At 67.3% G+C, this 13,835-nt stretch carries 9 protein-coding genes; 4 read left to right on the top strand and 5 right to left on the bottom strand.

The features are described from left to right. Nucleotides 1-20: 20 nt before the first annotated feature. From AC1ME3_RS08665 to AC1ME3_RS08655, 3 genes are all read right to left on the bottom strand, one after another. Complete coding sequence (locus AC1ME3_RS08665; RefSeq protein WP_480955650.1) at nucleotides 21-1,901, bottom strand: M1 family metallopeptidase; 1,881 nt, start codon at nucleotides 1,899-1,901, stop codon at nucleotides 21-23. A gap of 208 nt (nucleotides 1,902-2,109) precedes the next feature. Beyond that, nucleotides 2,110-3,558 (bottom strand): MFS transporter, encoded by a 1,449-nt coding sequence (locus tag AC1ME3_RS08660; RefSeq protein ID WP_480955649.1) that lies wholly within the window; start codon nucleotides 3,556-3,558, stop codon nucleotides 2,110-2,112. Nucleotides 3,559-3,568: 10 nt separating this feature from the next. Continuing rightward, nucleotides 3,569-4,396 carry an SDR family NAD(P)-dependent oxidoreductase gene (locus AC1ME3_RS08655; protein ID WP_480955648.1) on the bottom strand — a complete coding sequence of 276 codons (828 nt, stop codon included), beginning with the start codon at nucleotides 4,394-4,396 and terminating at the stop codon, nucleotides 3,569-3,571. A 131-nt stretch (nucleotides 4,397-4,527) separates the two neighbouring features. Between AC1ME3_RS08655 and AC1ME3_RS08650 the strand changes: the two genes are divergently transcribed. Then, nucleotides 4,528-5,316 carry an SDR family NAD(P)-dependent oxidoreductase gene (locus AC1ME3_RS08650; protein WP_480955647.1) on the top strand — a complete coding sequence of 263 codons (789 nt, stop codon included), beginning with the start codon at nucleotides 4,528-4,530 and terminating at the stop codon, nucleotides 5,314-5,316. A 157-nt stretch (nucleotides 5,317-5,473) separates the two neighbouring features. On the opposite strand, the gene AC1ME3_RS08645 is transcribed toward AC1ME3_RS08650, so the two are convergent. Next, on the bottom strand, nucleotides 5,474-7,729 hold the full coding sequence (locus AC1ME3_RS08645; RefSeq protein WP_480955646.1) for an NADP-dependent malic enzyme: 2,256 nt from the start codon (nucleotides 7,727-7,729) through the stop codon (nucleotides 5,474-5,476). Between the two features lie 251 nt (nucleotides 7,730-7,980). Between AC1ME3_RS08645 and mutS the strand changes: the two genes are divergently transcribed. The 3 genes from mutS (at nucleotide 7,981) to AC1ME3_RS08630 (ending at nucleotide 12,407) form a co-directional block, all read left to right on the top strand. Beyond that, nucleotides 7,981-10,560, top strand: coding sequence for a DNA mismatch repair protein MutS (gene mutS / locus AC1ME3_RS08640; RefSeq protein ID WP_480955797.1), 2,580 nt, complete (start codon nucleotides 7,981-7,983; stop codon nucleotides 10,558-10,560). A gap of 363 nt (nucleotides 10,561-10,923) precedes the next feature. Further along, the gene (locus AC1ME3_RS08635) at nucleotides 10,924-11,883 is read left to right on the top strand and encodes a cation diffusion facilitator family transporter (RefSeq protein ID WP_480955645.1); all 960 of its coding nucleotides are present in this window, start codon (nucleotides 10,924-10,926) and stop codon (nucleotides 11,881-11,883) included. 77 nt (nucleotides 11,884-11,960) lie between these two features. Continuing rightward, nucleotides 11,961-12,407, top strand: coding sequence for a hypothetical protein (locus tag AC1ME3_RS08630; RefSeq protein WP_480955644.1), 447 nt, complete (start codon nucleotides 11,961-11,963; stop codon nucleotides 12,405-12,407). Nucleotides 12,408-12,468: 61 nt separating this feature from the next. On the opposite strand, the gene AC1ME3_RS08625 is transcribed toward AC1ME3_RS08630, so the two are convergent. Continuing rightward, nucleotides 12,469-13,785: an Nramp family divalent metal transporter gene (locus tag AC1ME3_RS08625; RefSeq protein WP_480955643.1), complete on the bottom strand. Its 1,317-nt coding sequence runs from the start codon at nucleotides 13,783-13,785 to the stop codon at nucleotides 12,469-12,471. Between the last annotated feature and the right edge of the window lie 50 nt (nucleotides 13,786-13,835).

Below are 13,835 nucleotides of genomic sequence, written 5' to 3'. Positions count from 1 at the left end.
GAACGGGCGCTCAGGGCGGCTCAGTTCATGAGTTTCCAACCGGTTATGCGGTCTACCGTGACCTGTGTGACCGCATGATAGCCCGGCCGCGCCTTGCCGTAGATCTGCATCGCCAGCTTGTGGCCCCAGTCGCCCGAGTTCATCATCTGCTGGAACAGCGGCGCGACGAATTTACGCCGACCCTGCGAGGTCAGGAACTGCTCGGCCGAGGCGTCGGCGGGCGCATAGTGATTGGCGAGCGCGAGTTGCAGCCAGGCGAAGCGGATCTCGGCATTGCCGGTGGTGTTCCAGCCGAATGAGGTATCGAGCGTCTTCAACCGCTCCGCCGGAAGCTTCCGCGGCAACTGCGTGATGAAGCGCGTGATCTCCTGCGTAGTTGCCTTGCCCGGAACGCCCGAGACCGGCCCGCCGGCCGCATATGCCTTGGCCGCCGCATCGACTGCGGGGAACGCCGCGGACGTCACGTGCACCGCGTTCGCGGGGATGCCGGGGCTGTAGACCCACGTATCGACGCCGATCGTCTTGGCTTCGGCAGGGGTCAGCAGCTTCGACTTGAGGTCGGCCAGGAAGCCGGCGCTGGTCTGCGGCTGGAAGGCGTGGCGGTCGAAATAGCTGCGGAGATACGCATCCCAGCGGGCGCGCCCGACCTGTTTCTCGATCGTGCGGAGGAACGCAGCGCCCTTGTCGTAGGCGATCTGCGTCATGCCGTCGTCGGGATCGCGCGCGGCGTCGAGATCGAGGTGGAGTTGCGTGTCCTTCGCGGCGGGGCCACCGGCGTCCTTCACTGCGGCGAGCATGTCGGTCCAGGCGAGGTCGGCCTCCATGTCGGCGCGGCGCTTGCCGTAGAGCGCCTCCATGATCCGGTTTTCGAAATAGCTGGTGAAGCCTTCGTTGAGCCAGAAATCGTCCCAGGTCGCGTTCGTCACGAGGTTGCCCGACCAGCTGTGCGCGAGCTCGTGCGCGATCAGCGAGACGAGGCTGCGGTCGCCGGCGATCGCGGTCGGCGTGGCGAAGGTGAGCGTCGGGTTCTCCATGCCGCCGAACGGGAACGACGGCGGCAGGACCAGCACGTCGTAGCGGCCCCAGCGATACGGGCCGTACAGCCCTTCCGCGGCGGCGACGAATTTCTCGAGCTCCCCGAATTCATACGCGGCCTTGGGGAGGGTCGCGGGTTCGGCCCAGATCCCGGTGCGCGGGCCGGTCGACTTGAACGCGATGTCGCCGACCGCGAGGGCGATCAGGTACGGCGCGACGGGCTTGTCCATCTTGTACTGGAACGTGCAGCGATCGGCAGCGCAGGTCGGCTTGCCGGTCGCGAGCCCGCTCATCACCGCGGTGAGTTGCTTGGGAACGGCGATCTTCGCTTCCCAGGTCTGGCGGATACCGGGGGAGTCCTGCGTCGGGATCCAGCTGCGGTTGAGGATCGCCTCGCCCTGGCTGAACAGGAACGGCTGTTTCTTGCCCGCGGTCTGCGCAGGGGTCAGCCATTGCAGCGCCTTCGCGTCAGGCGACGAGGCGTAGGCGATGCGGATTTTCTTGGCCCCGTTTAGCGTGACGGTCAGCGGCGCGCCGTGGATCTTGTCGACCGCGCCAACCGAGTAGGGGAGCGGTTTGCCGGCGGCGTCGGTGATGTTGACGATCTTGAGGCCGTTGTCGTCGAGAACAATTTGCTTGGCGCCGGGGGCCGCGAGGATGTCGAGTGTGGCGATGCCGCGGATGACGTGCGTGTCGAAGTCGGCGGCGAGATCGAGCGCGACATGCATGACGCGCGCCTCGGCGGGGCGGGCGTAGCTATGCGGGTCGTGCGCGTCGGGGGTGGTGAGGATCGGGGCAATCGTCTGCGCGACGGCGGGGGATGCGAGGACGAGCGTCAGGGCGGTGGCTAGGGCGGGGATACGCATGGGAACTCCGATGTCGCCGTTCCTCGATATCGGGACGGCCAAGCTTGGGTCCTACCGCGCGGGTCCCGTTGCTGGAAGGGTGGCTGTCACCGTCCTGCTCCCCTCCCTGGAAGGGAGGTGTTGGGGGTGGGTCGGCCCGTTGGCCGACGGAGCGCTCGACAGGCGGCCGACCCACCCCCGGCCCCTCCCTTTCAGGGAGGGGGGAAGGTCAGGGTTCGCATGGGGCCGCGTCGATGCTGGGCGCGCCAGCTAGTCTGGCTAGTCGCGCCTCGTGCTCCACCCGGCCAAACGGGAACCGCGAGAAGAAGAACGCCGAGACGCACGCCAGCACGATATAAAGGCCGGCGTAGATCAACGTCAGCCGATCGATCGTCCCGACCGGCACGGTCCCCGGCGTCGCCTTGGCCGGGAACCCCGCCACCGCGAGGATCATCCCCGCGAAGAATATCCCGATCCCGCTCGTGCATTTCTGGACGAAGAACGAGCCGGCGAAGAACACGCCTTCCGACCGCCGCCCCGTCTTCGCCTCCGAATCCTCGACCACGTCCGCCATCATCGACGCGCCGAGGATGAACCCGGTGACGTTCGACGCGGTGCCGAGGATGAAGAACCCGAACAGCATCGGCAGCAGCGACGGATCGCCGACCTCGGGAAACACGCCGAGCATCCGCAGCCAATACGGCGAGGTATTGAGCGCCGCGCCGAGCAGCACCGCGCCCATCGCCGCCTTCGGCTTGCTCCCCGTCCTGCCGAGCCGGGGCGCGGCGAGGAACGCGAGGAACACGCCCGAGAACAACGCGATCGTCAAATAGACGAACACCGGGCCCTTGAAGCCCCACACATAGGTGTAAAGGTAGTTCGACATGGCGTAGCTGATGCCCTGGATCGTGTACGCGCAGACGCCCGCCGCCATCAGGATCGCGAAGGCGCGGTTCTTCACCGTCTGCCGCAGTTCGGCAAAGGACTCGCGGAGGGTCTGCTTGGCGATCGGCGGGTTCGGCAGATGCCTGATCTCGTGATGCGTGCCGAGCGCGGAGACGAGGATCGCAACGCCGATGAAGATCGCGCCAGCCAGCGCGAAGCCGCCATAGCCCGCGCGGTTCAGCAGGCCGTTCGGGAACGCGGCCGTCGGCGCGAGGAAATACTGGTACGCCGACAACAGCATCAGCAGCCCGCCGACCCAGCCGAACAGGTACCGATACGCCATGATCCGCGTGCGCTCGTCATACCCCGACGTCAGCTCGGGCGTCAGCGCGACCGAGGGGACCTCGTAGCAACTCACCGCGCTGCGCACGATCACCGCCATGACGAACAGCCAGACGAGCGTCTGCGGTTCGGACATTATCGCAGGCGGGTTCCACAGCAGCAGCCAGCCGACCATGATCGGCAGCGCAGACGCGTACATCCACGGATGCCGCCGCCCCCAACGCGTCCGCGTGCGATCGGAGAAGAAGCCCACCGCCGGATCGACGAACGCGTCGATCAGCAGCGCCATCATGATGACGAGCCCGACGGTGGCGGACGGCAGCCCGACGACCTGATTATAGAACAGCAGCAGGAACGTGCCGAACCCGGCGTCCTTCACCCCGTACGCGACCGCGCCGAAGCCGTAGCTTGCCATCGTGCCGTTGGAGAGGCGGCGGGCGGGTGCGCTCATGACGCGGCGGTCATTTCAGCTTGTCGAGCATGGCGAACAGCGAGGGTTGCGCAGGGTCCCAACTCGGCCGCGTGCCGATCGTCATGCCGCCATCCACGAGGATGTGCGTGCCGGTGATGAAGCTCGCATCGTCACTGGCGAGGAACGCGACCGCGGCGGCGATGTCCTCGCTGGTGCCGGGGCGGCGGATCGGCTGCGCGTCGGCGGCGATATGCGCGATCATCGCGTCGGCCTGCGACGTCTTGGTGGCGTCGAGTTCGAGCGTGCGCGTGAAGATGTTGGTGACGATGAAGCCGGGCACGACCGCGTTCACGCGGATCTTGTGCTGCGCGAGATCGGCGGCGGCCTGCTTGGTGAGGTGGAGCACGCCGGCCTTGGCGGTGGAATAGGCGGTCGGCGCATAGCCGGTGCCGAGCGCGGATACCGACGAGGTGTTGACGATCGTGCCGCCGCCGCGTTTCGCCATCAAGGGTGCTGCGTAGCGGATGCCGAGCGCGACCGAGCGGAGGAGGAGCGCCTGAGTGCGGTCCCAGTCCTCGGGGGAAATATCGCCGATCGGGTCGCGCGAGCCGCCCGCGCCGGCGTTGTTGAACAGGATGTCGAGCCCGCCCGCGTCGTCGGCGGTCTGCATCAACGCCTCGATATCGCCCGCCTGGAGCACGTCGGTACGCTGGAACAGGATGCGGCCGCCGGACGCGTCGGCGATCGCGTGGCCGCCGGCCTCGTCGATGTCGCCGATCAGGACGGTGGCGCCTTCGTCGGCGAGTCGCAGCGCGGTCGCCCGGCCGATGCCGGACGCACCGCCGGTCACGACGGCACGCTTGCCAGAAAACCTCACACGCTCTCTCCTGCTCTTTTGGCGAGCATAGTACGGGCGCCGCACTCGTCAATGACGGCTGGTTCGAAAAACGGGTTTGCGGCGGACGGCGCTCGGCGATACCAAGCGCGCAAACATTCGGAGGATGCGTGATGGATACGACCAACCTGTTCCGGCTCGACGGCCGCGTCGCGCTGATCACCGGCGGCAGCCGCGGGATCGGCAAGATGATCGCCGCAGGCTTCATCGCACAGGGGGCCAAGGTGTATATCTCGTCGCGGAAAGCCGATGTGTGCGAGGCGGCGGCCGCGGAACTCGGGCCCAACTGCATCGCGTTGCCGCAGGACGTCTCGACGGTGGCGGGGTGCAAGGCGCTGGCCGCGCAGTTCGCCGAGCATGAGTCAAAGCTCGATATCCTCGTGAACAATGCGGGCGCGGCGTGGGGCGTGCCGTTCGAGGAGTTTTCGGAGGTCGGCTGGGACAAGGTCATGGACCTCAACGTCAAGTCGCCGTTCTTCCTTACCCAGGCGCTGCATGCGGCGTTGAAGGCATCGGCGTCGCGGGAGCGGCCGGCGAAGGTGATCAACATCACGTCGATCGACGGCCAGCGGCTGAACCCGTGGGAGACGTACAGCTATCATGCGTCGAAGTCGGCGCTGATCTACCTGACGAAGCGGATGGCGGCGCGGCTGGTGACGGACTCGATCAACGTGACGTCGATCGCGCCGGGCGCGTTCGCGAGCGACATGAACAAGGCTGCGCGGGATCACGGGGATGCGGTGGCGCAAGGCATCCCGGCGAAGCGCGTCGGCGTGGACGAGGATATGGCGGGGGCGGCGATCTACCTCGCCAGCCGTGCGGGGGATTATGTGATCGGGGAGACTGTTACTGTGGATGGCGGGCTGGTGCATGCATCTTTGGGGACGAGTATCGACGCGTAAGCTACTTCCCTCGCCCCTCCGGGGAGAGGGAGGGAGCAGCCACTTGGCTGCGGAAGGGAGAGGGGAGTTGGGATGAACCGTCCCGAGCCTCATTCCCCTCTCCCTTCCCACGGCAAGTGCCGCGGGCCCCTTCCCTCTCCCCGTATGGTGAGGGAGATTAGCGCGCTATGCCGCCGGCAGCGAGAACGGCCAGGGTCACCAGTTCGCTCGCGGTCGACGTCATCGGGGCGACTTGGACTGGCTTTTCCATCCCGATCAGCATCGGACCGATAACCGAGTCACCACCCAATTCCCGCAACAACTTCGCCGAGATATGCGCGGACTGAAGCCCCGGCATGATCAGCACGTTCGCCGGCCCCGACAGCCGCGCAAACGGATAGTTCGCCAACTGCTTCGGGTTCAGCGCGACATCCGGCGCCATCTCGCCCTCATACTCGAACCCGACCTTCCGCCCGTCCAGCACCGTGACCGCATCGCGGATGTTGTCGAGCCACTCCCCCTTCGGATTGCCGAAGTTCGAATAGCTCAGGAACGCCACGCGAGGCTCATGCCCCATCCGCCGCGCAACCGCCGCGGTCTGCTCGGCAAAATCGGCCAATTGCTCGGCGGTCGGGCGTTCGTTGACAGTGGTATCGGCAATGAACACCGTGTGGCTCTGCCCGACCAGCAGGTGGATACCGAAGGGCGTCTTCCCCGCGACCGGATCGATCACGCGATAAATCTGGCGCATCGTCTCGCCGTAGGTGCGCGTGATGCCGGTGATCATCGCGTCGCCTTCGCCGAGCTGGAGCAGCAGCGCGCCGAAGATGTTGCGGTCCTGGTTGACCATCCGCTCGCAATCCCGGCGCAGATAGCCGCGACGCTGGAGCCGCGAATAGAGGAAGTCGACCATCCGCGGTACGAGCGGCGAGACGCGGCTGTTGTGGAGTTCGAAGCTCTCGGGATCGGTGACGCCGAGCGCGCGCAACCGGTCGGGCACGTCGTCGCGGCCGACCAGGACGGGGGTGCCATACCCCCCTTCCTTGAAGGCGATCGCGGCGCGCAGGACGACTTCTTCCTCGCCCTCCGCGAAGATCACGCGCTTCGGGTGCGCGCGTGCGCCCTCGTACGCCATAGACAGGACCGAGGTGGTCGGGTTGAGGCGGGCCCGCAACGAGTGCCGATACGCCTCGATGTCGAGGATCGGCTTGGTCGCCACGCCCGAGGCCATCGCCGCCTTGGCGACCGCGACGGGGACGACTTCCATCAGGCGCGGATCGAACGGTGCCGGAATGATGTACGCCGGACCAAAGCTGTGGCTGACGCCGTATGCGGCCGCGACTTCTTCCGGAACGCGTTCGCGCGCCAACTCCGCAATCGCATTGGCGGCGGCGATCTTCATCGCGTCGTTGATGCCAGTCGCGCGGACGTCGAGCGCCCCGCGGAAGATGAACGGGAAGCCGAGCACGTTGTTGACCTGGTTCGGATAATCCGAACGGCCGGTCGCGACGATCGCATCGGGACGCGCGGCCATCGCCAGTTCGGGGCGGATCTCCGGCTCGGGATTGGCCATCGCGAAGATGATCGGCGCGGGGGCCATGTCCTTGACCATCTCCGGCGTCAGCGAACCCGCCGCGGAGAGCCCCAGGAACACATCGGCGCCAACCAAGGCCTCGGTCAGCGTGCGCGTCTCGGTGATCGCGGCGTGCGCGGACTTCCACTGGTCGACGCCCTCGCGCCCCTGGTAGATCACGCCTTTCCGGTCGCAGAGAATGACGTTGTCGCCGCGCACGCCCATCGCTTTCACGAGTTCGGTGCAGGCGATCGCCGCCGCGCCCGCGCCGTTGACGACGATCTTGACCTCGGAGAGTTTGCGCCCGGTCAGCAGGCACGCGTTGATCAGGCCGGCGGCGGTGATGATCGCGGTGCCGTGCTGGTCGTCATGGAAAACGGGGATGTTCATCCGCTCGCGCAGGGCCTGCTCGATGATGAAGCATTCGGGCGCCTTGATGTCCTCGAGGTTGATCCCGCCGAACGTCGGCTCCATCAGCTCGACCGCGTCGATGAAGCGGTTCACGTCCTCGGTCTTCAGCTCGATATCGATCGCGTCGACGTCGGCGAAGCGCTTGAAGAGCACCGCCTTGCCCTCCATCACCGGCTTGCTGGCGAGCGGCCCGAGATTGCCCATGCCGAGGATCGCGGTGCCGTTCGAGATCACCGCGACGAGGTTTCCCTTCGCGGTATAGTCGTAGACGGTCGCGGGATCGTCGTAGATCGCCTGCACCGGCACCGCGACGCCGGGCGAATAGGCGAGCGCGAGATCGCGCTGCGTCGCCATCGGCTTCGACGCGATGATCTCGATCTTCCCCGGGCGGCCTTCCGAATGGAAGAGCAAGGCTTCGCGTTCGGAGAATTGCAGCGTTTCGTCGGACATGGGCGGGGCCTCTCTCTGTGGCCTGTGTCTTTACGCAGACGATGCCGCGATTGGAACGGCCTTCTCCCCCTCGGGGAGAAGGTGGCGCGAATGCGCCGGATGAGGGGCGTTGGGGTGAGCACCCGAGCCTCACGCCCCCTCACCCTCCCACGCTTCGCGCGGGCCCCTCCCTCTCCCCAAGGGGAGAGGGGTTTTATGGGGCGCGGCTTTTCGCTACCCGCACCGTGATGTCGCACCCCGCTCCTACCCCCATGATGACGCAGTATCTCGGCCTGAAGGCGGAGGCGCAGGATTGCCTGTTGTTCTACCGGATGGGCGATTTCTTCGAATTGTTCATGGACGACGCGCGGATCGCGGCGGGGGTGCTCGACATCGCGCTGACCGCGCGTGGGGAACATGAGGGCAAGCCGATCCCGATGTGCGGCGTGCCGGTGCATGCGGCGACGGTGTATCTGCAACGGCTGATCAAGGCGGGCCACCGGGTGGCGATCGCCGAGCAGGTCGAGAGTCCGGCGGAAGCCAAGGCGCGCGGCGGATCGAAGACGCTCGTCGCCCGCGCCATCGTCCGCGTGGTGACCGCGGGTACACTGACCGAGGAGGCTTTGCTCGACGCGCGGTCAGACAATTGGTGCGTGGCGATCGGCGAGGCTGGCGGATCGGTGGCGATCGCCGCGGCGGACGTGTCGACCGGGCTGTTCGAGATCGTCGAGGTTGCGGGTGATGCGGTCGAGGCGGAACTCGCGCGGCTCGGTGCGGCCGAGGTTGTTGCGTCAGAGGCTAGCGCGTTCGAGGAAGCCGCTACCACGTTGCGCCCGAAGATAGATTTCGACAGCGGTGCAGGCGAGGCTCGGTTGAAGCGGCTGTACGGCGTGGCGACGCTCGACGGGTTCGGGCAGTTCGGTCGCGCGGGGCTGGCCGCAGCCGGAGGCCTGGTCGCGTATCTGGAGCATAATGCGAAGGGTGCGATGCCCTTCCTGCGACCGCCGCGGATCGGTCGGGCGGCGGAGACGATGGCGATCGATGCCGCCACGCGCGAGAGCCTGGAGCTGACCTGCACGACCGGCGGTGTGCGGAAGGGGAGCCTGCTCGACGCGGTCGACCGGACCGTGACGGGGGCCGGGGCGCGGTTGCTCGGCGCGGATCTCGGCGCGCCGCTGATGGACAAGGCGGCGATCGATGCGCGGCTCGATCTGGTGCGGCTGTTCCATGACGACCAAGCCGCGCGCGAGCGGTTGCGGTCGACGTTGCGCGCTTTGCCGGACATCGGGCGGGCGCTCGGCAGGCTCGCGGCGGGGCGTGGCGGCCCTCGCGATCTCGGGCAGTTACGCGACGGGCTGGACGGCGCGTGGAGCCTTGGCGAGCGGATGGATGTGATCGTCGATCCGCCGGTGTTGTTGCGAGAAATTGCGCCGAGGTTGCGCGGGCACGGCGCGCTGATCGACCTGCTCAAGCGCGCGCTGGTGCCGTCGCCACCGATCGAGGCATCGGACGGCGGGTATATCGCGGCGGGCTATGACGCGGCGCTCGACGACCTGCGCGATGCCGGCGCTGGCGGGCGACGCGCGATCGCCGCGCTGGAGGCGGAGTTCCGCACCGCGACCGGCGTCACCGCGTTGAAGATCCGGCACAACGGCGTGCTCGGCTATCATGTCGAGGTCCCGGCGCGGGCCGCGGATCCGTTGATGAAGCCCGAGAGTGGCTTCACGCATCGCCAGACGCTCGCGGGCGTGGTCCGCTTCAATACCCCTGCCCTGCACGAAGTCGCGGCGAAGGTGTCGCAGTCAAGCGCACATGCGTTGGCGGCAGAGGCGGCGCATCTCGAGGAGCTGACGGCGCAGGCTCTGGCCGGGCGCGATGCGATCGCGGCGACCGCGGATGCGATCGCGCGGCTCGACGTCGCGGCCGGGTTGGCGGAGCGCGCCGCAGAAGGCGCCTGGGCGCGGCCTTCGCTGGTTGATCACGCGTGCTTCGAAATCGAGGGCGGCCGGCATCCGGTGGTCGAGGCGGCGGTGGCCAAGTCGGGCGACCGGTTCGTCGCCAACGACTGCAATCTGTCGGAAAATTCGCGATTGTGGCTCGTCACCGGCCCGAACATGGGCGGTAAATCCACCTTCCTCCGCCAGAACGCGCTGATCGCAGTCCTTGCGCAGGCCGGGTCCTACGTGCCCGCGACCAAGGCCACGCTGGGTCTGGTCGACCGCCTGTTCAGCCGCGTCGGCGCGTCGGACAACCTCGCGCGCGGGCGGTCGACGTTCATGGTCGAGATGGTCGAGACCGCGGCGATCCTCGCGCAGGCGACGCCGCGCTCGTTCGTGATCCTCGACGAGGTCGGGCGCGGCACCTCGACCTACGACGGCCTCGCGATCGCCTGGGCGGTGGTCGAGGCGATCCACGAGGACAATCGCTGCCGCTGCCTGTTCGCGACGCATTACCACGAGCTGACTCGGTTGGCGGAGCGCTGCGAGGCACTGTCGCTGCACCACGTCCGCGCGCGCGAATGGAAGGGGGAGCTGGTGCTGCTCCACGAACTCGCCGATGGCCCGGCGGATCGGAGCTACGGGCTGGCCGTCGCGCGGTTGGCGGGGATGTCGCCGGTTACGGTGGCGCGTGCGAAGGCGGTGCTGGCGAAGCTCGAGGCCGGGCGGGCGAAGACAGGGGGGCTCGCAGCCGGGCTCGACGACCTGCCGTTGTTCGCCGCCGCTGCGCAGGTCGAGGAGGCTGCGTGCGACGTGCTGCGCGAGGATCTCGCCAAGCTGGATATCGACGCGATGAGCCCTCGCGATGCGCTGGACGCACTGTACCGGCTGAAGGCGCTCGCGAACGAGGGGTGACCGCTTCCACCGTCATGCCGGACCCTTCGACTAGCTCAGGAGAGCCTCGTTCCGGCATCCACTGTTCCGCACATTCGAGAGAATTGCGTGCGCGGGACGGTGGGCCCGGCCTCCGCCGGGGTGACGGAGTGGGTTGGTGGCAGGGTAAGCTGCTCCCCTCCCTGGAAGGGAGGGGTTGGGGGTGGGTCGGGTCCCGCATGTCCTTGCCGTTGCGACATAAACCGGCCGACCCACCCCCTGCCCCTCCCTTCGAGGGAGGGGAGACCGTTGCGTGATTGGCGACGTGCGAGAATGTCTCTCGCGTCCTAGTATCTCACGATACGTCAATGCTAGGCGGCGGCCGAATTTAGCGGAGCGCGGGCTTTGGGCGGACATCATCACGGACATGACCATGCGCATGGTCACTCACACGGCGGCGGCCATTCGCACGGCGGCCACAGTCACGCCCCGGCCTCGTTCGACCGCGCGTTCGCGATCGGCATCGGCCTCAATATCGTCTTCGTCGTCGTTGAGGCGATCGTCGGCCTGCGCATCGACTCGGTCGCGCTGCTCGCCGACGCGGGGCACAATTTGTGCGACGTGCTCGGCCTCGTCGTCGCCTGGGGCGGCACGATGCTCGCACGCACGGCACCGACCAAGCGCTACACCTACGGGCTGAAGGGCTCGACGATCCTGGCCGCACTGGCCAACGCGCTGCTGCTGCTGGTCGCGCTCGGCGCGATCGTGCTCGAGGCGTCGCAGCGCTTCTCCGATCCCGCCCCGACCGCCGGCCTCACCGTGTCGATGGTCGCGGGCATCGGCATCGCGGTCAACGCGTTCACCGCGTGGATGTTCGCACGCGGCCGCAAGGGCGACGTCAACATCCGCGGTGCCTATCTCCACATGGCTGCCGACGCGCTGGTGTCGGCGGGCGTGGTGATCGCCGGCTTCGTGATCTGGCGCACCGGCCTCACCTGGATCGACCCCGCGGTCAGCATCGTCATCGCGATCCTGATCTTCTGGCAAACCGGGGGTCTGCTCCGCGAAACCGTCGAGATGTCGCTGTCCGCCGTCCCCCGCGGGATCGAGTTCGACCATGTCGACGAGGCGCTGTGCGGCCTGCCCGGCGTGAGCGAGATCCACGATCTCCACATCTGGCCGATGAGCACCACCGAACCCGTTCTAACCGCGCATCTCGTAATGCCCGCCGGCCACCCCGGCGACCAATTCCTCAGCGACGCCCGGACGATGCTCCACGACAAATTCGGCATCGGCCACGCCACGTTGCAGGTCGAGACGGGCCACGGCCACGACTGCTCGATGGCGGACAAGGCTACAGTCTGAACTGGCGTCTGAACTTGGCCGTTTGAACTTTTCCGATGCGGCACGGGTTACCGTGTGACGCATCAGGAGATTATCCCATGAAGAAGCATCTTATCGCCGCGTTGATGTCGGTCGCCGTCGCAGCGCCGGCGATGCTGCCGACCGCCGCGACTGCACAGCGTTACGACGATCGTCGCGACAACAACGACCGTCGCGATCGTGACGATCGCCGGTACGACAGCGACCGCCGCGGCAACGATCGCAACTGGCGTGGCGACGACCGCAACTGGGATCCGTCGAACAGCTATCGTGACGGCAAGTACCGCGAGCGCCGCCTTAGCCGCAACGACCGGATCTATCGTGGTCGCGACGGCCGCGCCTATTGCAAGCGCAACGATGGCACGACCGGTCTCGTGATCGGCGCGCTCGGTGGCGGCGCGCTGGCCAACCTGATCGGTGGCGGCACGCTCGGAACGCTGGCGGGTGCCGGTGGCGGTGCCTTGCTCGGCCGCTCGGTCGACCGCGGCAACGTGAAGTGCCGCTGAGCTTCAGCCGACGCTAGAGACAACGAAGCGGCGGCCGAGCAATCGGCCGCCGTTTTCGTGTTCAGAGCATGCCGTACAGAAGCGTGCCGTTCAGCCCGATGATCACCGCGGCGATCACCCAGGCGAGGATCTTCAGCCAGGCCGGGCTGACCAGATCGCCCATGATCGTGCGGTCACCGGTGAACTTTACCAGCGGCACGACCGCGAACGGAAGTTGCAGGCTGAGCACGACCTGGCTCAACACCAGCAATTTGGTCGCGCCCGCATCGCCCGACGCGCCGACCACGAACACCGCGGGTACAATCGCCAGCAACCGCGTCACCAGCCGGCGTGCCCAGACCGGCATACGCAGGTTGAGGAACCCCTCCATCACGATCTGGCCGGCAAGCGTTCCCGTCACCGTCGAGTTCTGCCCCGACGCCAGCAGCGCGACCGCGAACAACACGCTCGCCGCGCCCATCCCGAGCATCGGCGCCAGCAGCTGGTACGCTTGGTCGATCTCCGCAACATCGGTCCGGCCGGCAACGTGGAAGGTCGCCGCCGCGAGGATCAGGATCGCCGCGTTGATGAAGAAGGCGAGCCCCAGCGCCACCGTGCCGTCGATCGTCGCCATCGTGATCGCGTCGCGCTTGCCCGCGGTGTCCTTGGCGAACGCGCGCGTCTGCACGATCGACGAGTGGAGATACAGATTGTGTGGCATCACGGTCGCGCCGAGGATGCCGATCGCGATGTAGAGCATCGCTGGGTTGGTGACGATCTGCGTCGTCGGAACGAGCCCACCGAGCACGCCCGCCCATTCGGGCCGCGCCAGGAACAGCTCGAAGACGAAGCAGCCGGCGATGATCACGAGCAACGCGACGACGAACGCCTCGAGCTTGCGGAACCCGAAGCGTTGCAGCGCGAGGATCAGGAACACGTCGAGCGCGGTAAGCACGACGCCGTAGACAAGCGGCAGCCCGAACAGCAGCTTCAGCGCGATCGCCGTGCCGAGCACTTCGGCAAGATCGCAGGCGATGATCGCGATCTCGCAGAGGAACCAGAGCGCGACCGATACGGGCTTAGAATAATGCGCGCGGCAGGCCTGGGCGAGGTCGAGCCCGGCGACGATGCCGAGGCGTGCGGAAAGCGCCTGGAGGACCATCGCCATCAGGTTCGACAACAGCACGACCGACAGCAACGTGTAGCCGAACGCCGAGCCGCCGGCGATGTCGGTCGCCCAGTTGCCGGGGTCCATATAGCCGACTGCCACCAGATACCCCGGCCCGACGAACGCGAACAGCCGCCGCCAGAACGACGCGCCTTCGGGGACGACGATTGTGCGGTGGCTCTCGGCGAGCGAGTTGGCGAAGTCGGACGCGGGGAGATTGGGGGCTGACATCGGGGGGTGCTTTGCCGGAACGAGGGGAAGGGGACAAGGCGTGGCTGGCG

The sequence above is a fragment of the Sphingomonas sp. BL2 genome (assembly GCF_056680015.1).
The sequence above is the reverse complement of the archived record's forward strand: the minus strand, read 5'-3'. Positions and strand labels throughout refer to the sequence as shown.

What these genes read in the sequence shown, in the direction of transcription:
- AC1ME3_RS08665 (WP_480955650.1), bottom strand. Translation starts at nt 1,901, where the DNA reads ATGCGTATCCCCGCCCTAGCCACCGCCCTGACGCTCGTCCTCGCATCC.
- AC1ME3_RS08660 (WP_480955649.1), bottom strand. Translation starts at nt 3,558, where the DNA reads ATGAGCGCACCCGCCCGCCGCCTCTCCAACGGCACGATGGCAAGCTAC.
- AC1ME3_RS08650 (WP_480955647.1), top strand. Translation starts at nt 4,528, where the DNA reads ATGGATACGACCAACCTGTTCCGGCTCGACGGCCGCGTCGCGCTGATC.
- AC1ME3_RS08645 (WP_480955646.1), bottom strand. Translation starts at nt 7,729, where the DNA reads ATGTCCGACGAAACGCTGCAATTCTCCGAACGCGAAGCCTTGCTCTTC.
- mutS (WP_480955797.1), top strand. Translation starts at nt 7,981, where the DNA reads ATGATGACGCAGTATCTCGGCCTGAAGGCGGAGGCGCAGGATTGCCTG.
- AC1ME3_RS08630 (WP_480955644.1), top strand. Translation starts at nt 11,961, where the DNA reads ATGAAGAAGCATCTTATCGCCGCGTTGATGTCGGTCGCCGTCGCAGCG.
- AC1ME3_RS08625 (WP_480955643.1), bottom strand. Translation starts at nt 13,785, where the DNA reads ATGTCAGCCCCCAATCTCCCCGCGTCCGACTTCGCCAACTCGCTCGCC.